Source organism: Pseudomonas sp. NCCP-436 (genome assembly GCF_019656335.1).
Taxonomy (GTDB): Bacteria; Pseudomonadota; Gammaproteobacteria; order Pseudomonadales; family Pseudomonadaceae; genus Aquipseudomonas.
On record NZ_BPLZ01000015.1, the window covers coordinates 17,836 to 41,942 of the forward strand.

The following is a 24,107-nucleotide window of genomic DNA, read 5'->3' on the forward strand; positions in this document are numbered from 1 at the left end:
TCGGCTTTTGCCGAATGCTCTGCTAGCATCAGTGCATTCTGATCCGCTGCATACGGTAAATTCCGCCATCATGTCGCTGTCCCTGGAAGCCGTCCGCTTCGCCCTGCTCACCCGTTTTCTCAAAGGACAGGCCAAGGTACCGCAGATGCCGGAGGCCGCCGTACGCATCCGCCAGCTACTGAGCGACCCGCGTACCTCTCTGGAACATCTGGCACGCGTGATCAACAGCGACCCGCCGCTGTCAGCCTACCTCATGCAGTTTGCCGAGAGCCCACTGATCCGCGGCACCCGTCCCTGTGTATCAATGCGCGACCTGCTCGCCCGGCTCGGCACCCGCCAGCTTGGCGCACTGGTGCTGGGTTTCACCGTGCGCAACCTTTTCATCAGCAAGGAAAAGCCCCTGCAACAAGCTTTTCGCCAGCGCTGGAGCAAAGCCCGCGAACGGGCAGCCTATAGCGCCGCACTCGCCCAGCGCTGTCGCCAGCCACTGGACGAGTCCATGCTTGCCGGCCTACTGCAGGATATCGGCAGCCTGCCTCTGCTGGCCGAACTGGAGCACTGGCCGGATTTTCCGCGCGATGCTCAGTCGCTGGATAGTCTGTGCGACCACCTTTCCGGAGACATCGGCGCCCTGGTGCTGACCCGCTGGCAGGTGCCGACCTCACTGATCGAATGCACCCGGCACCGCAACCAGTGGCAGCACCAGCACGATGGCCCGGGCAACCTGACGGATCTGGTACTGCTGGCCAGCGCGCTGCAGGCGCAATCCGTGGCGATTGCCGAACCGCTGCCGGCACAGATCCGCCTGGGGCTGGAACAACCGCTGGCCAGTCTGCGCGAGGAACTGCATGGCGAACAGCAGCTATGGCTGCGCCTGCTGGCCTGATCAGGTCAGGGCGTCATCGCCGCACGGCTCCACCTACTCATCCGCCTTGCCATCCGACACGCCTCAATACCCCTCGGTCGGTAATGGCCATTCAACTGAAATAAAGATCACCAGTCATATCCCCATGCAACTGCCAATGCACAGTCATGTGCGGCTCGGCTCTTAGACCAATAGATGATCATCAGGGCCGGACGAGCAGCGTAAAAAGTCTCCTATCCACAACAAAAACAGCAAGGAGCACTGCCATCATGCGCCGACTGCCTGCCATCCTGGCCCTCTGGGCCGGACTTACTGCCTGTACGCAGGCTGCTGACCCCATCACCCTCGGCCTCAACTACCCGCGCACCGGCCCCTACAAGGAAGAGGGATTGGCGCAAATGCGTGGGGCCCTGCTGGCCATCGACGAACTCAATGCACAGGGCGGCGTGCTCGGAAGACCCCTGCGCCTGTCGAGCAAGGACACTGCCTCACGCCCGGCCAAGGCCGAGAAAAACGTCGACAAGCTGGCCGCCGAAGGGGTGGCAATGCTTTTCGGTGGTGTCTCCAGTGCCGTCGCCATCGCCGCCGGCAAACGTGCCCGGCAGCACGGGCTTTTGTATTTCGGCACGCTCACCTATTCCAACGACACCACCGGCAAGGATGGCCACCGCTACATGTTCCGCGAGTGCAACAACGCCTGGATGAGCGCACGGGTGCTGGGTCAGTACCTGAACAAGACATTGCCGAACAAGCGCTATTTCTACGTCACGGCCGATTACACCTGGGGTCACACCAGCGAACGATCTCTGCGCCAGGAAACCTCCACCCAGGACGCCAGCCACCATGCCGGCGTGCGCATCCCCTTCCCGGGTGCCCGCCTGGCCGACTATCAGGACGCCCTGGCCCAGGCTGCTTCAAGCAACGCCGAGGTGCTTGCCCTGGTCCTGTTCGGTGAAGACCTGGTGCGCGCCATGCGCATCGCCAAGGATCTCGGGCTGACCGAACGCATGCAGATCGTGGTTCCCAACCTGACCCAGAGCATGGTGGAACAGGCCGGGCCCAGCCTGATGCAGGGCGTTCTCGGCACCGAACCCTGGACCTGGCGGGTTCCGGCCCTGGAGAAATCCGCTCGCGGCGAAACCTTCGTCAAGGCTTTCACCAGCCGCTACGAAATCTACCCTTCCAGTTCCGCCGCCTCGGCCTACAGCATCGTCCATCAGTGGGCCGATGCCGCCCGCCGCGCCGGCAGCCTGGACAGTGAGGCACTAATCAAGGCACTGGAGGGGCATCGCTACACCCTGCTGAAGGACGAACAGCAGTGGCGCGCCTTCGATCACCAGAACCTGCAGACGGTCTATGCCGTACGGGTCAAACCGCGTGACCAGGTGCTCAAGGATCCGCTCAAGCAGGATTTCTTCGAAATTGTCGACCGCCTCGATGCCGGCAGCGCACTGCCCAGCCTCGCAGCCTGGCAGGCCGAGCGCAGGGCTGGTGGCCAACCCCTGACCTTGCAATGAAATGCCATGGACTTCGGCTTCTTCGCCAGCCGCAAGTCGGCTCCTTACGTAGCACAAGCAGATCATCCCTGGAGGTAACGCAGCGGAACAGGGCTAGCCCTGTTCCCGCTCGAAAAGAACAACGCTCCGGGCCTGCAGCCTTCCTCCTGCTCGCTGCAGCCTTGAACAACCGGATCGACCTGCAGCGAACTGCCGGCCACCTGCTTCCGGATCTAGAACGACGCCAGCTACGGCACTCCGAATAATCATCCGCTCAAGCGCCGCCCCCGGCGCCCGTGTCCTCCAGATACGGAAGCCAGCAACATCGTCGTCTGCAGCAGCGGGGTGGCCTGCCCGATCGCCTGTTGTAATCTGAGCCTCTACACAAGCAGGCTACTTTCCATACCAAGCCTTGAGCCCTCTCCTGCGGGGAAGGGAAACACCGACACGAGGACAGCCATGAGCACTGCCATCGAAACCTACAAGCCCGGCCTCTTCGACCTGACTCACAAACTTACCGTGGAAAAGCACGGCCATACCGCTCTGCTCACCATCAACCACCCGCCAGCCAATACCTGGGACCGCGATTCACTGATCGGCCTGAAGCAGGTAATCGAGCACCTCAACCGCGACGACGACATTTACGCCCTGGTGGTGACCGGTCAGGGGCCGAAGTTCTTCTCCGCCGGCGCCGACCTGAACATGTTCGCCGACGGCGACAAGGCCCGCGCCCGCGAGATGGCCAGGCGCTTCGGCGAAGCCTTCGAAAGCCTGCGCGACTTTCGCGGGGTATCCATTGCCGCGATCAACGGCTACGCCATGGGTGGCGGTCTGGAGTTCGCACTGGCCTGCGACATCCGCATCGCCGAACGTCACGCGCAGATGGCTCTGCCGGAAGCGGCGGTCGGCCTGCTGCCTTGTGCCGGCGGCACCCAGGCGCTGCCCTGGCTGGTTGGCGAAGGCTGGGCCAAGCGCATGATCCTCTGCGGCGAACGCGTTGACGCCGAAACCGCCTTACGCATAGGCCTGGTAGAGCAAGTGGTGGACACTGGCGAAGCCCGTGGCACGGCGCTGCTGCTGGCGGCCAAGGTGGCGCGGCAAAGCCCGGTAGCAGTGCGCACCATCAAACCATTGATCCAGGGCGCGCGCGAGCGCGGGCCGAACACCTGGCTGCCGGAGGAACGCGAACGCTTCGTCGACCTGTTCGACGCTGACGACACCCGCGAGGGCGTCAACGCCTTCCTGGAGAAACGCGAGCCGCAGTGGCGCAACAAGTAAGCCCAACAGTTGCACGCTCGTATGGGGGACGTCGCCTGTCACGCCCACCACAACACACGCGGTGGATGGAAAAAGCGCCATCCACCCTACGCGGGAAACACGCATGAATCTGCAATTCGAAGAACGTCCCAGCCTACATGGCTACCGCATCGGCATCGCCAGCCTGGACGCCGAGAAGAGCCTCAATACTCTGTCGTTGCCGATGATTCTGGCCCTCGACGAGCGCCTGCAAGCCTGGGCCGAAGATCCTGAAATTGCCTGCGTACTGCTGCGCGGCAACGGTCAGAAAGCCTTCTGCGCTGGCGGTGACGTGGTACAGCTGGTGAACCAGTGCCGCGAGCACCCTGGTGAGGTGCCGTCTCTGGCGCGGCGTTTCTTCGCCGAGGAGTATCGCCTGGACTATCGCATTCACACCTATCCCAAGCCCTTTATCTGCTGGGGCCACGGCCACGTACTCGGCGGCGGCATGTGCCTGATGCAGGGCGCAGCCATCCGCATCGTCACCCCCAGCAGTCGCCTGGGCATGCCGGAAATCAACATCGGACTGTACCCGGATGTCGGCGGCAGCTGGTTCCTTGCCCGCCTGCCAGGACGCCTGGGCCTGTTCCTTGGCCTTACTGCCGCCGGCATCAACGCCCGCGATGCCCTTGATCTGAACCTGGCCGACCGCTTCCTGCGCGATGATCAGCAAGAAGCCCTGCTGGTCGGGCTGATACAGCTGAACTGGCGCGAACAAGCGACCGCCCAGCTACACAGCCTGCTGCGGGCGCTGGAACAGCAGGCCCTAGCAGAACTGCCCGCTGCCCAGTGGCTGCCACGCCGCGAACGCATCGACACACTGCTCGATGTCGCCGACCTGCCTGCGGCCGTGCAGACACTCAGTGCCCTGCAGGAAGATAACGACACATTGCTGGCACGCGCAGCCAAAACCCTGGCTGGCGGCTGCCCGCTGACGGCACACCTGGTCTGGGAGCAAATCCGACGCGCCCGGAACCTGTCACTGACCGAAGTATTCCGCATGGAATACGCCATGAGCCTGAACTGCTGCCGCCACCCGGAATTCCCGGAAGGCGTGCGTGCCCGTCTGATCGACAAGGATCAGAAACCGCACTGGCACTGGCCGGATGTCGCAACCATTCCCAGAGCCGTGGTCGAAGCCCACTTCACTCCAGCCTGGGCGGGTGAACACCCGCTGGCCGATCTGTAGCTCTCTGCACGGGCTCTGCATTGAAGACGGCGCCCTTCGCCGGAAAACGCGATTGTTCAGCACTACGGGCAAGGACGCCTTCCCTGCGGGCCAGGCTGGGGCCGGCCAGATGATCCGGGACTCGGGCAGTCGTCGAGCGCAGGCACCTTTTAAATCTCAGGCAGGGAACCGCAACAGTGCCCCATGGAGCACTGGCGCTGCAGCTCTACCGCCTGCTACTCAACGTCAGGACTTCTCCGTAGTACAACAACTGTTCATATAAACAACGAGGGATATCAACGCCGGCGTACCTCACCCTGCCAACGCTTGCCGGCATCACGATAACGCGCGTTGTCTGGCTGACTCCATGCCCTGCGAATCGGCTGATGCGCCGGGCTGCGCTGAACCGGCCGGCCCGGCACCACGAGCGGCTTGTGCGGCGCCTTGCCGTAGTGATGCCCGGGCGGCGGCGCCGGCACATAACGCGGTGCAGACGGCCGCTTCTTGCGATGCTCCTCGTAATGGCGCGGCACCACGTACACTCTCGGTGCAGGGTAGTCGCGCCGGTAACTGGACGGATAGGAGTAACCGTGGCCGTAGTAATAGCCGTGGTTATAACCGCCACCCTGAACGGCGCAACCGGACAGCAGTAACAGCGCGAATGCAGAAAACAACAGTTTGCCAGTCATGGCGGCCTCCTTTTGACCGCAGCGAGAGTGCCGGCGAGTACCGGCTAGCGGAAAGCGATTCCATGGCCATCAGACAGCATTCGGAACGATTGGTGCTGATCGACGCCTACGCGCTAGTCTCCTCACAGGCCTTACAATCTGCCGCCCTCTTACCGGAGCCCCATATGACCGATCACCAGCGCTGCCCCCTGTGCCAACGCAGCAACCAGTGCAGCCTGGCCGCCGGACGCGAAGACCTGCCCTGCTGGTGCTTCGAGGTTCAGGTCAGTCCCGACGCCCTGGCGCAACTCAGTGAAGCCCAACGCAACCGGGCCTGCCTGTGCCCGGACTGCGCCAGTGCTGCACGCCCAGCCGGCACGGAGCCAGCGAAATAGCCCCCGACGCCATCGACAAGCCCGTCAATCCGCGTAAACTGCCCCGCCGAATCCCCCCGGGAGCACCTCGGATCCGTCATGCGCCTGGATCGCTTTCTCAGCAACCTGCCCCGCTTCAGTCGTCAGGACAGTCGCCTGCTGATCGCCGCCGGTCGCGTCCGGGTCGACGGCCTCATTACCTGCGACCCACGCTGTGAAATCCGCACCTTCCAGCGTGTCGAACTGGACGGTGAACTGCTCCAGGCCGGCCGCACCGCCCGTTATTGGATGCTGCACAAGCCGGTAGGGGTAGTCAGTGCCACCGAGCACGACAGCCATCGCACCGTGCTCGACCTGCTCGACGAAAACCACAGGCACGACCTGCACCTAGCTGGCCGGCTCGACCTGAATACCAGCGGCCTGCTGCTGCTCACCAACGATGGTCAGTGGTCGCGCCGGATCACCCAGCCGCAGCAACGCAAACCCAAGGTCTACCGGGTGCGCACCGAACGCCCCATTACCGCGGAATATGTCGAAGTTTTCGCTCGCGGCCTGTACTTCGCCTATGAAAACCTCACCACCCTGCCCGCCGAACTGCAGTTGCTCGACAGCCATAACGCCCGCCTGACCCTGTACGAAGGCCGCTACCATCAGGTCAAGCGCATGTTTGGCCACTTCCGCAACCGCGTCCTGGCCCTGCACCGCGAACGTATGGGCGAGATCGCTCTCGACCCGGCTCTGGCACCCGGCGAATACCGCCCGCTCAACCCGACCGAAATCGCCAGCGTCTAGAAAACCGACCAGCGGCAGACGAAAACCCTTCCGCCATCCGAACCGCGCTTGCACGCCCCGCCAGCCACTGCTTAAATCCAGCGCAAGGCCTCGAAATGACCAATGGGTCAAAATCGCTGGTCACCTCCAAGAGTCGGTTGTTTAGTTCCCGCGCAAACGGGATTCCTGCCTGATAACGCTGCCCTGCCCGCTGCTCCCCGAAGACGGCGCGCACGCCCTTTTCAATCAATAAATTATTGAAAAATAACAATTTCTTTCCTGACATCAGCCTGTCACGTCCAGGCGTTTTCCTACTGCCTAGCCACACGCGCCATAACACGCGCGCCCGCTCCATTGGCGCCAGGAGGAAACGACATGAGGCCAGAAACCGGAGTTGTCGAGATTTTAGGGAAGTATCAGGTACACACTGAGTTCTACCGTAGCCCGTCCGCCGCCAAGACCATCATTCTGGTCAACGGCTCCCTGGCGACCACCGCCTCGTTCGCACAGACGATCAAATACCTGCAGCCACAGTTCAACGTACTGGCCTTCGACCAGCCCTATGCCGGCCAGTCGAAACCCTACAACCTCCGTCTGCCGTTACTCAGCAAGGAGGACGAAGCGGAAATCCTGCTGCGTCTGATCGAACACTACCGGGCGCACTATCTACTGTCGTTCTCCTGGGGTGGCGTCGCCGCAATGCTCGCTCTGGCGCAGCGCCCCGTCAGCCTGGAAAAGGCCGCGATCTGCTCCTTCTCACCGACTCTCAACGTGCCGATGCTCGACTATCTGCACCAGGGCCTGCGCTTTCTCAACGCACTTGATCGCGACAACATCGCCCTGTTGGTCAACAGCACCATCGGCAAGCACCTGCCCTCGTTGTTCAAACGCTTCAACCACAAGCACGTCAGCAGCCTGGACGAACATGAATACCGGCAGATGTACGCCCATATCAAACAGGTACTGAGCATGGAGGCGCACTGCCGTCTGGATTGCCTGCAGGCCATCGACATCCCGCTACTGTTCGTCAATGGCGAGCGCGACGAATACACCTCGGTGGAGGACGCCTACCTGTTCGCCCGGCATATCGAACGCTGCCAGTTCGCCGTAATCGACAACGCCGGCCACTTCCTCGACATGGAACACAAGTCTGCCTGGCTGCAAACCCGGCGAACCCTGCTGGAATTCTTCAACAACCCCGGGAAACGTCTATGGCAACCCGCCAGAAGCAGCCTGCACAACCTCCAGAGATTCGCCGTATAACCGCCACAGCAACGCGAAGCGAGTGCAGCAGAGCATCGCTTCGCGCTTCATTTCCGCGCCGAGTTCCGGTATAAAGGCACCCGCTGCGGGTGTCGTATAATGGTAATACCCTAGCTTCCCAAGCTAGAGCCGTGGGTTCGATTCCCATCACCCGCTCCAGAATCGCAAAGTTAAGGCCCTGTTTTTACAGGGCTTTTTCGTTTCCGGGTTTTGGAAGTGTCGATAAAGTGTCGAAGATGGGATTCAGCCGCACCACGTTCTGCAGGTGATCTGTAGGCAGGTTCGCATAGGCGCAGGGTGGATGGCGACGAATCCAGCCATGCAGGGTTTGCGCTGCGCAGCCGATCTTCGGTGCTATCGCCTCGATGGCCGCCCACTCGGATGGTAGTCGTTCAGGTGTTCCAGAACCATGCGCACGGCACGTTCACGGACTTCAGGGGAGTAGGTCGCGGTCTTTCTCATGGCCTCATCTTCTCAAGAGTTGAGGCCTCCACGAAACCCCGGGGCGATTCAACGAGACATTAAGCCAATGTTTTAAAAGGGTTTTATTGCAGACTATTGGTTTGCAGAAGATGGGGGTCATACCGTAGTACGACAACGCAGCCAGCGGTGGAGATGTGCCGGAAAAATCAAACGCTGATCGAGCGTTATTGGCGGCAGCCAGCTGAAATAAGAAGGGCTGTTCGGGAACGGCCTGCACTCCTGAAGTAGGCCACTACACACCCCCCAGCGCAGGGCCGGTAGTATGCGAAAATTCCCCGTGGCGATAACCGCCCCCCTCAAGACTTCGCCGAGAAAGGTCAGGCAGGCGAAACAACGCGGTATAGGTGTTGTGATTGGCATTGCGGACTGTTTTTAATGCCGCATCACCACGCGCTGGCACTTTTCGTACACAGCCTGGCGGGAAGAAACTCGGACGTCGCCCCGGCCCCGCCGCGTAGTGCAGTAGGGCCGCCAGCGGCTGGTTCAGGCCAGCAGTTGCAGTGCTTCGCTGCTGCACTGGGCGATGCGCGTCCAGTCGCCCTGCTCGACCCATTCCCGGCGGAACATCCAGGTGCCGCCCACGCACATGACATTGGGCTCGGCCATATAGTGCTGCAGGTTGTCGGTAGAGATACCACCAGTAGGGCAGAAGCGCACTCCGCCGAATGGTCCGGAGAAAGCCTTGAGCGCCGCCACGCCACCGCAGATTTCTGCCGGGAACAGTTTGAAGCGGCGATAGCCCAGGGCGTAGCCGACCATCAGTTCCGAAGCGCTGCTAATGCCGGGCAGCAGCGGTAGCGGGTTGTCCAGCGCCGCTAGCAGCAGCTCGCGGGTGCTGCCCGGGGTAACGATGAATTGCGCGCCGGCCTCGGTGGCGGCCGCCAGCATCCCCTCATCCAGCACGGTGCCGGCGCCGATGCACAGCTCGGGGCGCTCGGCTCGCAGGCGGCGGATCGCTTCCAGGCCAAACTTGGAGCGAAGGGTTACTTCCAGAACCGTCAGGCCACCAGCAGTCAATGCGTCGGCCAACGGCAGAATGTCTTCCTCACGGGCGATGGTAATGACCGGCATAATCCGGGCCTGGGCGCAGATACGGTCGATTTCGGCGATTTTTTCGGCCATGCGCGCAGGCAGGCTCAGGTCAGGGCTGGTCATTTCAGTGGCACCAGTAGATTTCAAGGGGGGAATGAAGGAAGGCACGGATCGGCAAACTGGCCACCTCACCAGGCTCAAGAGCCTCAGCCAGGGTCGCCAGCTTGGCCGGTCCCTGGATTGCCAGCAGCGGCAGACGGGCGCGGCCCAGCACGGACAGGGTCAGCGTCAGGCGCTGACGCGGTTCAACCGGTGCCAGCATCGGCAATACACGGCGGCTGCCTTCCGTCTGCAACGCCTGCTCCAGCAGCGGGCTGTGCGGAAATAGCGAGGCGGTATGGCCGTCGTCTCCCATCCCCAGCACCAGCACGTCGATCTGCGGCAAATCGGCAAAGGCCGCATCGGCCAGTTCAGCGGCCTGCTCCAGGCAGCCGGCTACCTGATAGAGGCTGAACAGCCGCGCTTCGGCGGCCGCGCCGCGCAGCAGATGCCGGCGAACCAGCGCTTCATTGCTGGAGGCATGGTTGACCGGCACCCAGCGCTCGTCGGCCAGGCTGACCAATACTTGCGCCCAGGGCAGCGACTGCTGTGCCAGGGCCTCGAAAAAGGCTACCGGGCTGCGTCCACCAGACACCACCAGGGTCGCACTGCCGCGCGCCTCGATGGCCTGGCGCAATGCCCCGGCTACTCGCAGAGCCAATGCCTCGGCCATTTGCCCGGCGTCAGCATGGCTGCAAGCGATGACGCCCTGCGGCAGTTCCAGTTCAGAGATCCCCATACCAGTTCCTCCCGTCACGGGTAATCAGGGCCACGGCGGCCATCGGCCCCCAGCTTCCGGCTGTATAGGGTTTCGGCGCCTCACCGAGACGCTGCCAGCCGGCAATCAGTTGGTCGCACCACTGCCAGGCATGCTCGATTTCGTCCTTGCGCACAAACAGGTTCTGATTGCCGCGCATCACTTCCAGCAACAGACGTTCGTAGGCATCGGGAATCCGTTCACTGCGGTAGGTATCGGAAAAGCTCAGTTGCAGCGGCCCGCTGCGCAACTGCATGCCTTTGTCCAGGCCCTGATCCTTGGTCAGCACCTGCAGGCTGATACCCTCGTCCGGCTGCAGGCGGATGACCAGCTTGTTGCCGATCAACTGACGCTGCTCGGGGGCGAAGATGTAGTGTGGCGGTGCCTTGAAGTGAATGACGATCTGCGACAGCTTCTGCGGCATGCGCTTGCCGGTACGCAGGTAGAACGGCACGCCGGCCCAGCGCCAGTTGCCGATGTCTACCCGCAGCGCGACGAAAGTCTCGGTATCACTGCGGGTATTGGAGTTTTCCTCCTCCAGATAGCCCGGCACCGGCTTGCCGTCACAAACGCCGGCCACGTACTGGCCACGCACCAGGCGCTGTCCGAGCTGCTCGGCGCTGATCGGCTGCAATGCCTTGAGCACCTTGACCTTCTCGTCGCGGATGCTGTCAGCCGAGAGATCGCTGGGCGGATCCATGGCGATCAGGCAGAGCAACTGCAGCAGGTGATTCTGGATCATGTCGCGCAGTTGCCCGGCCTGATCGAAATACCCCCAGCGGCCTTCGATACCGACTTTCTCGGCCACGGTGATTTCTACGTGGGAGATGTGGTTCTGGTTCCACTGCGTTTCGAACAGGCTGTTGGCAAAGCGCAGAGCAATCAGGTTCTGCACCGTCTCCTTGCCCAGGTAGTGATCGATGCGGTAGACGCGGTTTTCCGGAAACACCTGAGCCACGGCGTCGTTGACCGCTCGGGATGAGGCCAGGTCATGACCGATGGGCTTTTCCAGCACCACCCGTGTGCGTTCGGCCAGGCCGACCGCCGCCAGGTTGGCGCAGATACCGCCATAGACCGCAGCCGGCGTGGCGAAGTAGGCAATCAGTGGTGTGTGGCCGTCCACCTGCTCGGCCAGAGCCGGATAGGCCTCGGCATCGAGAAAATCCATGCGCAGGTAGCTCAGGCGCGCCATAAAGCGCTCCAGTCGGGCGGTATCCTGCTCCGCCGGTGGCACATGCAGGCACAGCGCCCGAGCGATGGTGGTCAGGTGGCGCTGCGGCTCACCGTCATCACGCGCCAGCGCCAGGATGCGAGTGTTCTCATGCAGCAGGCCGGCACAATCGAGTTGGTACAGCGCCGGGAACAACTTGCGCAGGGCCAGATCGCCGAGCGCGCCGAACAGCGCCAGCGTACAGGGTTCAAGCTTCAGTGCAGTCATGATTTTTTATTATTTTACCAAGATACACTAGAAATACCGCTTAAATTCGGTTTGATCAAGCAAAAATATTGTAATAGCAACAACATTTCTCAGAGAGACAGGAGAAGCAGTGGTGAGCATCGATTCCGATCAGTAGGATAAGCCAGCCCGGAAGGGGTGCCCGGCCCCTGCCAGCGGCGCCCGCCGACCTCTCCAACGTCCTGTCAGGAGCCCCCATGGACCGCATGCGCAACCTACTGGAACAGATCCAAAGCCGCCTGAACGATCTGAACAAGGCCGAACGCAAGGTGGCTGAAGTGATCCTGCACGATCCCCAGCAGGCCACCCGCCTGAGCATCGCGGCCCTGGCGCAGGCAGCAGGCGTCAGCGAGCCGACGGTCAACCGCTTCTGCCGCTCCTTCGGTGCCAACGGCTACCCCGAGCTGAAGATGCAACTGGCCCAAAGCCTGGCCAGCGGCGCCGCCTATGTCAGCCGTGCGGTGTCGGCTGACGACGGTCCCGATGCCTATACCCGGAAGATTTTCGGCAGTACCATCGCCTCACTCGACGCCGCCTGCCAGAGTCTCGACCCGCAGCACATCAGCCGCGCTGTCGACCTGCTGATCCAGGCACGACAAATACACTTCTTCGGGCTTGGCGCCTCAGCCTCGGTGGCGCTGGACGCGCAGCACAAGTTCTTCCGCTTCAACCTGGCCGTTTCAGCCCACTCCGATGTACTGATGCAGCGCATGATCGCCTCGGTGGCACACACCGGCGACCTGTTCGTGATCATTTCCTATACGGGGCGCACCCGTGAACTGGTGGAGGTGGCACGCCTGGCCCGGGAAAACGGCGCCTCGGTGCTCGGCCTGACCGCCGCCGATTCACCACTGGCCCGGGTCAGCACCCTGAGTCTGGACATCCCGCTGCCAGAGGACACCGACATCTACATGCCGATGACCTCGCGCATCATCCAGCTCACCGTGCTCGACGTGCTCGCCACCGGTGTTACCCTGCGCCGCGGCGTGGACTTCCAGCCACACCTGCGCAAGATCAAGGAAAGCCTCAGCGCCAGCCGCTATCCGGCAGATGAGGAACCGCTGTAACCGGGTGTTCTCGCCAGCTTGCCTGGCGGTTCAGGATGTGCAAAATTCCGCCTTCGCGAGGACGACCTCCGCACCGCCAGCCAGGCGGTGAACCACCCGGGGACGGCCCCTTCAGCAAAAGAAGGAGTTCACCATGTCCTGGATCATTCTGCTTCTGGCCGGTCTGTTTGAAGTCGGCTGGGCCATCGGCCTGAAGTACACCGACGGTTTTAGCCGCCCCCTGCCCACTTTTCTGACATTGGCGGCGATGGCGGTCAGCATCGGCCTGCTTGGACTGGCCATGAAGGAGTTGCCGCTGGGCACCGCTTATGCGGTGTGGACGGGCGTAGGCGCTGTGGGCACAGTGATTGCCGGCATTATCCTGTTCGGCGAGTCCATGGCGCTGATGCGTCTGGCCAGTGTCGCACTGATTATCACCGGGCTGGTCGGACTGAAGCTCAGTCACTGACGGCACTACGTACTGGCTGCCGGCAAAAGACCGGCAGCGCTCCTCCCAGAAAACTCAGCGCCAGTCGCCGCGCAACTCCGCCACCCGCGCCTGCAGCTCCTCGCGCCTGGCCTGCTCGGCCGCAATGGGCTCGCCCGCCACCAGGCACACCCGCGACCACAGCCGACGGAAAAAGCCCTTGTTCGGATCACGACTGAAGAAGCTGCCCCACAACCCTTGCAGCGCCATGGGAATTACCGGCACCGGATTCTCCGCGAGAATGCGCTCGACTCCGCCCTTGAACTCGTTGATCTCGCCATCGCCGGTCAGCTTGCCCTCGGGGAAAATGCACACCAGCTCGCCGTTGCGCAGATACTCGGCGACCTTTCTGAACGCCGCATCGTAGATCAGCAGATCCTCATGACGCCCGGCAATCGGCACGGTGCCAGCCGTGCGGAAGACGAAGTTGAGCAGCGGCAGGTCGTAGATCTTGTAGTACATGACGAAGCGCACCGGCCGGCGCACCGCACCGCCGATCAGCAGCGCATCGACGAACGACACGTGGTTGCACACCAGCACCGCTGGGCCCTCTTCGGGAATGGCCTGCAACCCCCTGTGCTCGACGCGATACAGCGAATGTCCCAGCAGCCAGATAAGAAAGCGCATGCTGAATTCGGGGACGATCTTGAAGATATAGCTGTTGACCGCCACGTTCATCAGCGACACCACCAGAAACAGCTGCGGGATCGACAGCTCGGCAACGCTGAGAAAGAGGATCGCAACAACGGCTGAAACCACCATAAACAGCGCATTGAGGATATTGTTGGCGGCGATCACCCGGGCCCGCTCGTGCTCGGCGGTGCGCGACTGGATCAGCGCATACAGCGGCACGATGTAGAAGCCGCCGAACAGACCGATGCCGAGAATGCAGCCAAGGATCCACCAGGCCTGAGTATGGCCCAGCAGAGCCTGCCAGTCGTGCGGTATCGCACCCATGGGAAAGCCGCCGGAGAGCCACCACAGCAGCATGCCGAACAGCGTCAGGCCGATGGAGCCGAACGGCACCAGACCAATTTCCACCTTGTGCCCACTCATTCGCTCGCAGAGCATCGAGCCCAGGCCGATACCCAGCGAAAACACGGTAAGGATCAGCGTCACCACGCTCTCGTCACCGTGCAGCCACTCCTTGGCATAGGCCGGAATCTGCGTCAGGTACACCGCACCGAGGAACCAGAACCAGGAGTTGCCCACCAGCGAGCGCGACACCGCCGGACGCTGGCCGAGCCCCAGCTTCAGCGTTACCCAAGTCTGACGCAGGATGTTCCAGTCCAGCCGCAACTGAGGCATTGCCGGCTGTGCCCTTGGGATGTTGAGGCTTGCCAGATAGCCGAACAGCGCCACCGCCACCACCGAGCCGGCAACGATCGCCGCATAGTTGTCGCTGGCCATGATCACGCCAGCGCCGATGGTGCCGGCGAGAATGGCGAGGAAGGTTCCCATCTCCACCAGCGCATTACCGCCCACCAGTTCGTTCTCGCGCAGGTGCTGCGGCAGGATCGAGTACTTCACCGGGCCGAACAGCGCCGACTGGGTGCCCATGGCGAACAATACCGCAAGCATCAGCGTCAGGTTGTTCAGCAACACCCCGGCCGCGCCGACGAACAGGATCAACACCTCGGCCAGCTTGAGCCTGCGGATCAGCGCATCCTTGGCGAACTTCTCGCCAAACTGCCCGCCCAGCGCGGAGAACAGGAAGAACGGCAGGATGAACAGCAAGGCGCAAAGGTTGACCAGCAGATCCCGGTCTGCATCGATATTGAGCCTGAACAGGATGACCAGTATCAGCGACTGCTTGAAGACGTTGTCGTTGAAGGCGCCAAGCAATTGCGTCACGAAAAATGGCAGGAAACGCCTCTTGCCAAGCAGGGCGAATTGCGATTGTTGAGTCATCGTCCTTGGTCCTCGCGGGAGTCGAAAGGCCCGCACAAGGCATTTGACTGCAACTGGCCCTGCAAAAGCCACACTATCGGGCTCAGCGCTTTCCAGCGCCGGGAGGACGTCCACATAACTTGCAGGCAAAAAAAACGGCAGCCCACTGGGCTACCGTCCTCGAACTCAGAGAAAACGTCAGTACCCTCGCACTGACTACAACCTCACCTGCAGTCCCGAAGGAATGCCCGTATAGTCTGCCCAATGCGGGGAGCACCGTCCGTTGATCTTTGTTATTGCCCTGCAAAGAAATGTAACCAGCCACTGACCGACCGGTTCGCCCATGACCGAGCCCACACCCTTCTCTCCTCCGCCCTGCTGCAGCGCCTTCGATGACCATGACCGGCTGCCGAAGCCGCTGGCCGGCAGCCATCTGATCGGCCTGCACTTCGACCCGCTGCGCTTTACCCCCGAAGACTTCGCCCACTGCGACATATCGCCGGTGCCTGGAGTAGCCAAGCGCCAGTGCGAATATCTGGCCGGACGGCTCTGCGCCAGAGAAGCGCTGCGCCGGCTCAAGGGTTACGATTTTGTGCCGGCGGTCGGCGCCGACCGTGCCCCACAGTGGCCGCCCGGCATCAGCGGCTCGATTACCCACGGCGACAACTGGGCGGCGGCGCTGGTGGCCGAAACCAGGCATTGGCAAGCCATTGGTCTGGACGTTGAGCGACTTATGGGCCCCGAACGGGCCGAGCGCCTGCAGCAGGAGATTCTCACCAGCGAAGAGTGTCGGCGCCTGCTGGAGCTGGACGAAGCAGCCCGCGCCCTGCGCATCAGCCAGACCTTCTCGCTCAAGGAGAGCCTGTTCAAGGCGCTCTATCCGCTGACGCTGACACGCTTCTACTTCCACGATGCCGAACTGCTGGAATGCAACAACGGCAGCGCGCGCCTGCGCCTGCTGACGGATCTGAGCCCGCAGTGGCGCGCCGGCCGCGAGCTGGACGGGCAGTACAGCCTGTTCGACGGGCGCGTGCTAAGTCTGGTCGCGGTCGCCGCCTGAACCTTCCTCTTCGCCCTGACAGCGCGGCCACACCAGGCTGAAGCGTGCGCCGCCCAGGCTTTCGCTACGATTGATCTGTGCCCGTCCACCGTGCCAGTAGATGATCCGCCGAACGATGGACAAACCCAGCCCATGCCCACCCGAAGCCCGCGTTCGGCTGTCGTCAAGACGTAAAAAGGGGCTGAACAGACGCTCCCAGGCTTCTTCCGGCACGCCCGGCCCGTCATCCTCGACATCGATCCGGCAACGTTTGTAGCCCACCTGGCAACTGATCAGCACACGCTTCTCGGCATAGCGCATGGCATTGCTGACCAGGTTCTGCAGTGCCCGATGCAGATAGCGCGGTTCGGCCTCGACCCAGCAACTGGTGTCGGCCTGCACACTGAGCACTGCACCACGCTCGATGCGCACGCTGCTGCTCAAGGGCGCCAGTTCCTCGATCACCTGATCGATCAGCGACCGCAGCTCCACCGGCTGGAAGTTCAACGCCGGCGACCCCTGTTCCAGACGGGCGTAGGTGAGCATCTCGTCCACCAGCTTGTCGAGATCCTGGATATCACTGTCCATGCCGTCCATGTACTTGCGCCGGGAAACCTCGTCCTCGGCATCGGCAATCATCTCCAGGCCGAAACGCAGCCGCGCCACCGGCGTGCGCAGCTCGTGCGACACTGCCCGCACCAGCTCGCGCTGGGTGCTCAGGGAAGTCTGCAGGTGCTCGGCCATGGCGTTGAAGCTATTGGCCAGACGTCCGACCGAGTCATTGCCGGTGGCCGGCACCCGCGCATCCAGGCGGCCACTGGCAATTCGCGTAGCGGCGCCCTCCAGCGCTCGCAGTCGCTGCTCCAGCGAACGCACCAGCAGGTAGACGATCAGACCGATCAGACTCAGACCGAGAGCGCAAATCAGTACCAGCAACTGCGGCGGATAGGGATTCATCTGGTACAGCGGGCCGATCTCCAGCACCCATGGCGTATCCACCACTCCGGACAGCACATGGATCGAATCACCACCACGGCCCAGCGCCATCACCGTATCGCCTTCGTCGATACGGCGGCGCTGATCCACATCCAGCTCGGCTTCCTCCAGACGTACCAGGCGCAGGTCGAAACCAAACTGCTTGGCCTCCTTCAGCTCGGCCAGACGTTGCGGCTGCTCATCCGCCGGGTAGCGCACCAGCTCGTCGATCAGCAGGTAGTTGGTGGCTCGCGCCAGTTGCTCGCTGACCTGACGAATTTCGCCGGTCAGCAATAGCGGCTGCTGCTCGTTCAGCAGACCGTAGACCCAAGCCGAGTGCGGGCCGGTCTGCTGCACCAGTACATGACCGCGCTGCAAACGCTTGCGCTCGCCCGCCTCCAGTTGCACTTCATCCAGCTCCTGCAGACGCAGCGGAATGCCCAGCAGACGCGACCAGACCGCCAGAGCTCGACGCCGCTCCACCTCGCTCATGCCCAGCAGATTGTCCGCCATCAGGCGAAAGGTGCCGCGCGCCAGCCCTTCGCGATACTGATCACTGCGCACCTCGTTGACCAGTTGCAGGGTGCCGACACCGAGCAACGCCACCAGCACCAGTGCGGCCAGCATGCCGCCATAGATTCGCAGGAAGATCGAATTCATGTGCAGTTCAGCCGGCAGTCGGGGCGGCATCGCGGGCCGACAGAGCCTCGGCAGCCTCGGCCACGAACAGGTAACCCTTGCTGCGAACCGTCTTGATCAGCCGTGGATGCATCGGGTCATCGCCGATTTTCGGCCGGATGCGGGAAATCCGTACGTCGATGGAGCGATCCTGACCGTCATACTCGATGCCGCGCAGCGCTGCAAAAATTTCCTCTCGCGAGAGGATGCGCCCGGCATTGACCGCCAGCAGCCAGAGCAAGTCGAATTCGGCGCTGGTCAGTTCGATGCTCTGCTCACCCAGCCAGGCCTCGCGCATGGCCTTGTCGACCACCAGCAGGCCGAACTGCAAGCGCCGCGGCTCGCCGTCATCCCGCTCGGCCTCGCTACCCTGGCGCCGCAGCAGCGCGCGAATGCGCGCCAGCAGCACGCGCGGACGCACCGGTTTGCACACATAGTCGTCGGCGCCCATCTCCAGTCCCAGCACCTGATCCATATCGTCGGTGCGGGCGGTCAGCATCAGCACCGGCCCCTTGTAGCCGTTGCGTATCTTGCGGCAGATGCTCAGGCCGTCCTCGCCCGGCAGCATCAGGTCGAGCATCACCAGATCCGGCTGCTCGGCAAGAATCCGCGCTGCCGCTTTGGCGCCGTTGGCCTCGATTGCCACCCGCAGCCCGTTACCCTCCAGGTAATCGCGCGTCAGTTGTGCCAGTCGCTGGTCGTCCTCAACGATGAGAATCTGCCAGGCTTCTTGTTGTTGTTCCAATTCGTCTCTCCCTGCATCCGAACCATGGCCGGAAAACACCCGGCATTCTACCAGCCCCACCGTCTCTCGCCGTTCGACTAGAAAGTGGCCGAAAGACACTACATATAGTGGTAGGCTTGGCGCTGCCACGAAGCCGGACCGACCTCGCCAAAGCCACTAGGAATCGGCGACAAACGGTCATCTGCGGGCAGAGCCAGATATTACGCGGGCTTGCCGTCGCCACCCTGGCCACACCCGGCATCACTCACAAAACAATCACATCTTATCCACAGGTTGTTCCTTTCTCACACCTTGCATTGACCTTGCAGGCGCACTATCTTGTATCCCCATTAGCAGCCACCCACCAGATATAGGGTTAACGCAAAAAACTGGATACGAGAATCTCGCTTTGCGCAAGTCTCTTGCGCAAGGTTTTTCCGGCCGTTATTGCAGTTGATTTAGCCAAGCTCAGGCCCGGCCTGGGCTACCGCCACTGAGCACCATTCTGAATGGTTACGTGGCAGGCTCGGCGGTGAATCCAATCACCGACCGACCACTATATATAGTAGGCGTGGCGCCAGCGCCCCGCGTTCACTTCGGCCCTTGCGGCCGCAGGAACGATGCCCCGCCCGCCTTTGCGACGCCCGTAACGGCCATGTGCCTCATACGGTTCAGTTGTAGCAGCACCGTTGTACGACGGACAGACCACGGGCTCTCCCGGACTGTCCAACCAGAGAATTACAGAACACGGAGATCCCCATGCATACCGACACCACTCGCGAGAACCCGCAGGCCACTGCGCCGCAGGCCGCCGACGCCGTTCAGGATCTGGCTGCCACCGCTCCCGGCCAACTGCGAGTGATCAAGCGTAACGGCACTGTCGTCCCCTATACCGACGACAAGATCACCGTCGCCATCACCAAGGCGTTTCTTGCAGTGGAAGGTGGCACCGCCGCCGCCTCGTCGCGCATTCATGACACCGTGGCGCGGCTGACCGAGCAGGTCACCGCCACTTTCCGCCGGCGCATGCCCTCCGGCGGCACCATCCATATCGAGGAAATTCAGGATCAGGTCGAACTGGCCCTGATGCGCGCCGGCGAGCACAAGGTCGCCCGCGACTACGTGATCTACCGCGAGGCCCAGGCCGCCAAGCGCAAGAGCGCCGCCGCCAGCGAGATCGCCCAGCCGCACCCGAGCATCCGCGTCACTGCCGCCGACGGCAGCCTGCAGCCACTGGACATGGGCCGCCTGCAGACCATCATCCGCGAGGCCTGCGAAGGTCTGGCCGAGGTGGACGGCTCGCTGATCGAGCGTGAAACCCTGAAGAACCTCTACGACGGCGTGGCCGAGAAGGACGTCAATACCGCTCTGGTAATGACCGCCCGCACCCTGGTCGAGCGCGAGCCGAACTACTCCTACGTCACCGCCCGTCTGTTGATGGACAACATCCGCGCCGAAGCCCTGGGCTTCCTCGGCATCGGCACCAGCGCCACCCACCACGAAATGGCCGATCTCTACGCCAAGGCCCTGCCGGCCTATGTGGAAAAAGGCGTGGAATTCGAACTGCTCGACCCCAAGCTCAAGGAATTCGATCTGGAGCAACTGGGCCGCGCCATCAACCACGAGCGTGACCAGCAGTTCACCTATCTCGGCCTGCAGACACTGTACGACCGCTACTTCATCCACAAGGACGGCATCCGCTTCGAACTGCCGCAGGTATTCTTCATGCGCGTGGCCATGGGCCTGGCCATCGAGGAGCCGCAGAAGAACGAACGCGCCATCGAGTTCTACAATCTGCTGTCGTCGTTCGATTACATGGCCTCGACCCCGACCCTGTTCAACGCCGGCACCCTGCGTCCGCAGCTTTCGTCCTGCTACCTGACCACCGTGCCGGACGACCTGTCGGGCATCTACAACGCCATCCACGACAACGCCATGCTCTCTAAGTTTGCCGGCGGTCTGGGCAACGACTGGACCCCGGTGCGCGCGCTGGGCTCCTACATCAAAGGCACCAACGGCAAGTCCCAGGGCGTCGTGCCCTTCCTGAAAGTGGTCAACGACACCGCCGTGGCGGTGAACCAGGGCGGCAAGCGCAAGGGCGCCGTGTGCGCCTACCTGGAAACCTGGCACCTGGATATCGAGGAATTCCTCGAGCTGCGCAAAAACACCGGTGACGACCGTCGTCGTACCCACGACATGAATACCGCCAACTGGATCCCGGATCTGTTCATGAAGCGCGTCTTCGAGGACGGCAAGTGGACCCTGTTCTCGCCGTCCGAAGTGCCAGACCTGCACGACCTCACCGGCAAGGCCTTCGAGGAACGCTACGAGTACTACGAGGCGCTGATCGAGTACGGCAAGATCAAGCTGTACAAAACCGTCCAGGCCAAGGACCTATGGCGCAAGATGCTCTCGATGCTGTTCGAGACCGGCCACCCATGGCTGACCTTCAAGGACCCGTGCAACCTGCGCAGCCCGCAACAGCACGTGGGCGTGGTGCACAGCTCCAACCTGTGCACCGAGATCACCCTGAACACCAATGCCGACGAGATCGCCGTGTGCAACCTGGGTTCGATCAACCTGGTCAACCACATCGTCGACGGCAAGCTGGACGTCGAGAAACTCGGCCGCACCGTGAAAACCGCTGTACGCATGCTCGATAACGTTATCGACATCAACTACTACAGCGTGCCGCAGGCGCGTAACTCCAACCTCAAACACCGTCCGGTCGGCCTGGGCCTGATGGGCTTCCAGGACGCCCTGTACCTGCAGCACATTCCCTACGGCTCCGATGCCGCCGTGGAATTCGCCGACCGCTCCATGGAAGCGATCAGCTACTACGCTATCCAGGCATCCTGTGACCTGGCCGAAGAGCGCGGCGCCTACAGCACCTTCGAAGGTTCGCTGTGGAGCCAGGGCATCCTGCCGCTGGACTCCATGGAGATCCTGATCGAGCAGCGCGGCGCCAAGTACATCGAAGTCGACCGCAGCAGCACCCTGGACTGGGCTCCGGTGCGCGAGCGCGTGAAGAAAGGCATCCGCAACTCGAACATCATGGCCATCGCCCCGACCGCGACCATCTCCAACATCATCGGCGTGTCGCAGTCCATCGAGCCGACTTACCAGAACCTGTACGTGAAATCGAACCTCTCCGGCGAGTTCACCGTGATCAACCCCTACCTGGTGCGCGACCTGAAGAACCGCGGCCTGTGGGATCCGGTCATGGTCAACGACCTGAAGTACTACGACGGCTCCGTACAGCAGATCGAGCGCATCCCGCAGGATCTGAAAGACCTCTACGCCACCGCCTTCGAAGTGGAAACCCGCTGGATCGTCGATGCTGCCAGCCGCCGCCAGAAGTGGATCGACCAGGCCCAGTCGCTGAACCTCTACATCTCCGGCGCCTCGGGCAAGAAGCTGGACGTGACTTACCGCATGGCCTGGTACCGTGGTCTGAAAACCACCTACTACCTCCGTGCCCTGGCCGCCACCAGCACCGAGAAGTCCACCATCAACACCGGCAAGCTCAACGCCGTGTCCGCTGGTGGTGACGAAGGCTTTTCCGCCAAGGCCGCTCCGGCTGCCGCACCGGCCCCGGCTCCGGTTCCGAAGGCCTGCTCCATCGATGATCCGGACTGCGAAGCCTGCCAGTAAGGCGAGACAGGGATCTGAGCGGCATTCGCGGCGTTACCAGGCGACTGCTCGCTCAGTTGCCCGCCCGAAAGCCTGATGCAGCTCCGCCCACTCCTGCTTGCGGGAGTGGGATCGGCAGAGGGCAAGGCTCTTCTGACGATACGGTTCCCGCCGCAAAGCTCGCGGACCAGCCATTTCTGTCAGAAGCTGCCCTCCAGCCAACGAATTCCCGCCCTCTTCCTCCGGGTCGAGAGGCAAGGATCAGCCGGCAATTGATCGCCTGCTGAGCAGTAGTAACCGTTTAGCCCTTGCGCGCATCACGCAACGGAACATAATTCAAAAATCTGTATATCCATACAGGCCGGCTTTTCCCGCCGGCCCTCACGCAGGAGCCAAGCCATGCTGAGCTGGGATGAATTCGACAAGGAAGACGGCGCTGAAGCCGTCACTGCAAGCAAAGCCCCCGTACACAATGCCGCACCTCAGGCCGACCACCTCGACAACGAGGCCGCCGGCTCGGTCGAACAGGCACGCGCCGTCGACGCCAGCGACTCCGACGCCGTAGCCCGCGCCAAGAAGGCACTGAACGACCTCGACATCCAGGAGGGCCTGGACGAGCTGGAAGGTGAAGCCGCCCGCGTACAGGTCAGCGACAAGCAAATGATCAACGCCCGCGCCGACCTCAACCAACTGGTGCCCTTCAAGTACGACTGGGCCTGGCAGAAGTACCTCGACGGCTGCGCCAACCACTGGATGCCGCAAGAGGTCAACATGAACGCGGACATCGCGCTGTGGAAAAGCACCGATGGCCTGACCGAAGACGAGCGCCGCATCGTCAAGCGCTCGCTGGGCTTCTTCTCCACCGCCGACAGCCTGGTGGCCAACAACCTGGTGCTGGCCGTTTACCGCCTGATCACCAACCCCGAGTGCCGCCAGTACATCCTGCGTCAGGCTTTCGAGGAAGCGATCCACACCCACGCCTACCAGTACTGCATCGAGTCACTGGGCATGGATGAAGGCGAGATCTTCAACATGTACCACGAGATCCCGAGTGTGGCGAAGAAAGCCTCCTGGGGCCTGAAGTACACCCGCTCGATCTCCGACCCGACCTTCCAGACCGGCACCCCGGAAACCGATCGTCAGTTCCTCAAGAACCTGATCGCCTACTACTGCGTACTGGAAGGCATCTTCTTCTACTGCGGCTTCACCCAGATTCTCTCCATGGGCCGCCGCAACAAGATGACCGGCACCGCCGAGCAGTTCCAGTACATCCTGCGTGACGAGTCCATGCACCTGAACTTCGGCATCGACATGATCAACCAGATCAAGATCGAAAACCCGCACCTGTGGGATGCCGAGATGAAGGACGAAGCTACCCAGATGATCCTGCAGGGCACCCAGCTGGAGATCGAATACGCGCGTGACACCATGCCGCGCGGAGTACTGGGCATGAACGCCGCGATGATGGAGGACTACCTCAAGTTCATCGCCAACCGCCGCCTGACCCAGATCGGTCTGAAGGAAGAATACCCGGGCACTACCAACCCGTTCCCGTGGATGAGCGAGATCATGGACCTGAAAAAGGAGAAGAACTTCTTCGAGACCCGCGTGATCGAGTATCAGACGGGTGGAGCGTTGAGCTGGGATTGACTCCTGAGTCTAGACCGTTAGGACAGATTAGAAAGCGCTTTACCTGAGTACGGATGTTCGGGGTAGCGAGAAAACTAGAAGCCCCGCCTAGTGCGGGGCTTCTAGTTTCTCCAACGACATACTGTCTTGATCACTACAAATCAGGCTCCGAGTTGCCTGGTGTTTTTTGCACCACGCGCGGGAATACAGCCCTGTAGGGTGGAAAACGCCGAAGGCTTTTCCACCATTGGCTAACGCGAAACCTGGATGGTGGATGG

Annotated in this window: 19 protein-coding genes, 1 tRNA gene and 1 pseudogene; 13 read left to right on the forward strand and 8 right to left on the reverse strand. The window is 62.1% G+C overall.

What is annotated here, in order from left to right:
- Window positions 1-70: 70 nt before the first annotated feature.
- The 4 genes from NCCP436_RS14585 to NCCP436_RS14600 all read left to right on the forward strand — a co-directional run bounded on the left by NCCP436_RS14585 (window position 71) and on the right by NCCP436_RS14600 (window position 4,846).
- A complete protein-coding gene (locus NCCP436_RS14585; protein WP_220804714.1) occupies window positions 71-886 on the forward strand; it encodes an HDOD domain-containing protein in 816 nt (271 codons plus the stop codon).
- Between the two features lie 248 nt (window positions 887-1,134).
- Window positions 1,135-2,382 (forward strand): substrate-binding protein, encoded by a 1,248-nt coding sequence (locus tag NCCP436_RS14590; RefSeq protein WP_220804715.1) that lies wholly within the window; start codon window positions 1,135-1,137, stop codon window positions 2,380-2,382.
- A gap of 438 nt (window positions 2,383-2,820) precedes the next feature.
- On the forward strand, window positions 2,821-3,639 hold the full coding sequence (locus tag NCCP436_RS14595) for an enoyl-CoA hydratase (protein WP_220804716.1): 819 nt from the start codon (window positions 2,821-2,823) through the stop codon (window positions 3,637-3,639).
- Between the two features lie 103 nt (window positions 3,640-3,742).
- Window positions 3,743-4,846, forward strand: coding sequence for an enoyl-CoA hydratase/isomerase family protein (locus NCCP436_RS14600; RefSeq protein WP_220804717.1), 1,104 nt, complete (start codon window positions 3,743-3,745; stop codon window positions 4,844-4,846).
- Window positions 4,847-5,121: 275 nt separating this feature from the next.
- Here NCCP436_RS14600 and NCCP436_RS14605 read toward each other — a convergent pair whose 3' ends face one another.
- Window positions 5,122-5,514 carry a hypothetical protein gene (locus NCCP436_RS14605; RefSeq protein WP_220804718.1) on the reverse strand — a complete coding sequence of 131 codons (393 nt, stop codon included), beginning with the start codon at window positions 5,512-5,514 and terminating at the stop codon, window positions 5,122-5,124.
- A gap of 164 nt (window positions 5,515-5,678) precedes the next feature.
- Between NCCP436_RS14605 and NCCP436_RS14610 the strand changes: the two genes are divergently transcribed.
- From NCCP436_RS14610 to NCCP436_RS14625, 4 genes are all read left to right on the forward strand, one after another.
- Window positions 5,679-5,888, forward strand: a complete 210-nt coding sequence (locus NCCP436_RS14610) for a cysteine-rich CWC family protein (RefSeq protein ID WP_220804719.1) — start codon at window positions 5,679-5,681, stop codon at window positions 5,886-5,888.
- A gap of 78 nt (window positions 5,889-5,966) precedes the next feature.
- The gene (locus NCCP436_RS14615) at window positions 5,967-6,659 is read left to right on the forward strand and encodes a pseudouridine synthase (RefSeq protein ID WP_220804720.1); all 693 of its coding nucleotides are present in this window, start codon (window positions 5,967-5,969) and stop codon (window positions 6,657-6,659) included.
- 354 nt (window positions 6,660-7,013) lie between these two features.
- Window positions 7,014-7,901: an alpha/beta fold hydrolase gene (locus NCCP436_RS14620; RefSeq protein WP_220804721.1), complete on the forward strand. Its 888-nt coding sequence runs from the start codon at window positions 7,014-7,016 to the stop codon at window positions 7,899-7,901.
- Between the two features lie 85 nt (window positions 7,902-7,986).
- Window positions 7,987-8,060: transfer RNA gene (locus tag NCCP436_RS14625), tRNA-Gly, on the forward strand.
- A 145-nt stretch (window positions 8,061-8,205) separates the two neighbouring features.
- Here the strand turns inward: NCCP436_RS14625 and NCCP436_RS14630 are convergent.
- From NCCP436_RS14630 to zwf, 4 genes and pseudogenes are all read right to left on the reverse strand, one after another.
- A pseudogene (locus NCCP436_RS14630) lies at window positions 8,206-8,363 on the reverse strand (IS3 family transposase); the annotation flags it as partial.
- A 504-nt stretch (window positions 8,364-8,867) separates the two neighbouring features.
- Complete coding sequence (locus NCCP436_RS14635) at window positions 8,868-9,539, reverse strand: bifunctional 4-hydroxy-2-oxoglutarate aldolase/2-dehydro-3-deoxy-phosphogluconate aldolase (protein ID WP_220804722.1); 672 nt, start codon at window positions 9,537-9,539, stop codon at window positions 8,868-8,870.
- Window position 9,540: 1 nt separating this feature from the next.
- Window positions 9,541-10,254: a 6-phosphogluconolactonase gene (gene pgl / locus NCCP436_RS14640; protein ID WP_220804723.1), complete on the reverse strand. Its 714-nt coding sequence runs from the start codon at window positions 10,252-10,254 to the stop codon at window positions 9,541-9,543.
- Window positions 10,241-11,710: a glucose-6-phosphate dehydrogenase gene (gene zwf, locus NCCP436_RS14645; RefSeq protein ID WP_220804724.1), complete on the reverse strand. Its 1,470-nt coding sequence runs from the start codon at window positions 11,708-11,710 to the stop codon at window positions 10,241-10,243. The genes pgl and zwf overlap by 14 nt, the downstream gene beginning before the upstream one ends.
- A 224-nt stretch (window positions 11,711-11,934) precedes the next feature.
- Here zwf and NCCP436_RS14650 point away from each other — a divergent pair, with 224 nt between their 5' ends.
- Entirely contained in the window at window positions 11,935-12,795 is an 861-nt protein-coding gene (locus NCCP436_RS14650; protein WP_220804752.1) for a MurR/RpiR family transcriptional regulator, read from the forward strand.
- Window positions 12,796-12,928: 133 nt separating this feature from the next.
- Window positions 12,929-13,243 (forward strand): quaternary ammonium compound efflux SMR transporter SugE, encoded by a 315-nt coding sequence (gene sugE / locus NCCP436_RS14655; protein WP_220804725.1) that lies wholly within the window; start codon window positions 12,929-12,931, stop codon window positions 13,241-13,243.
- A 54-nt stretch (window positions 13,244-13,297) separates the two neighbouring features.
- Here sugE and NCCP436_RS14660 read toward each other — a convergent pair whose 3' ends face one another.
- Window positions 13,298-15,172 carry an MFS transporter gene (locus tag NCCP436_RS14660; RefSeq protein WP_220804726.1) on the reverse strand — a complete coding sequence of 625 codons (1,875 nt, stop codon included), beginning with the start codon at window positions 15,170-15,172 and terminating at the stop codon, window positions 13,298-13,300.
- Window positions 15,173-15,494: 322 nt separating this feature from the next.
- On the opposite strand from NCCP436_RS14660, the gene NCCP436_RS14665 reads away from it, so the two are divergent.
- Window positions 15,495-16,211: a 4'-phosphopantetheinyl transferase gene (locus tag NCCP436_RS14665; RefSeq protein WP_220804727.1), complete on the forward strand. Its 717-nt coding sequence runs from the start codon at window positions 15,495-15,497 to the stop codon at window positions 16,209-16,211.
- Here the strand turns inward: NCCP436_RS14665 and NCCP436_RS14670 are convergent.
- On the reverse strand, window positions 16,185-17,825 hold the full coding sequence (locus NCCP436_RS14670) for an ATP-binding protein (protein WP_220804728.1): 1,641 nt from the start codon (window positions 17,823-17,825) through the stop codon (window positions 16,185-16,187). The genes NCCP436_RS14665 and NCCP436_RS14670 overlap by 27 nt on opposite strands.
- 7 nt (window positions 17,826-17,832) lie before the next feature.
- The gene (locus NCCP436_RS14675) at window positions 17,833-18,588 is read right to left on the reverse strand and encodes a response regulator (protein WP_220804729.1); all 756 of its coding nucleotides are present in this window, start codon (window positions 18,586-18,588) and stop codon (window positions 17,833-17,835) included.
- 738 nt (window positions 18,589-19,326) lie between these two features.
- On the opposite strand from NCCP436_RS14675, the gene NCCP436_RS14680 reads away from it, so the two are divergent.
- Together NCCP436_RS14680 and NCCP436_RS14685 are read left to right on the forward strand one after the other, a co-directional pair.
- The gene (locus NCCP436_RS14680; protein WP_220804730.1) at window positions 19,327-22,221 is read left to right on the forward strand and encodes a ribonucleoside-diphosphate reductase subunit alpha; all 2,895 of its coding nucleotides are present in this window, start codon (window positions 19,327-19,329) and stop codon (window positions 22,219-22,221) included.
- A 378-nt stretch (window positions 22,222-22,599) separates the two neighbouring features.
- Window positions 22,600-23,850 carry a ribonucleotide-diphosphate reductase subunit beta gene (locus NCCP436_RS14685; RefSeq protein WP_220804731.1) on the forward strand — a complete coding sequence of 417 codons (1,251 nt, stop codon included), beginning with the start codon at window positions 22,600-22,602 and terminating at the stop codon, window positions 23,848-23,850.
- Window positions 23,851-24,107: the final 257 nt, after the last annotated feature.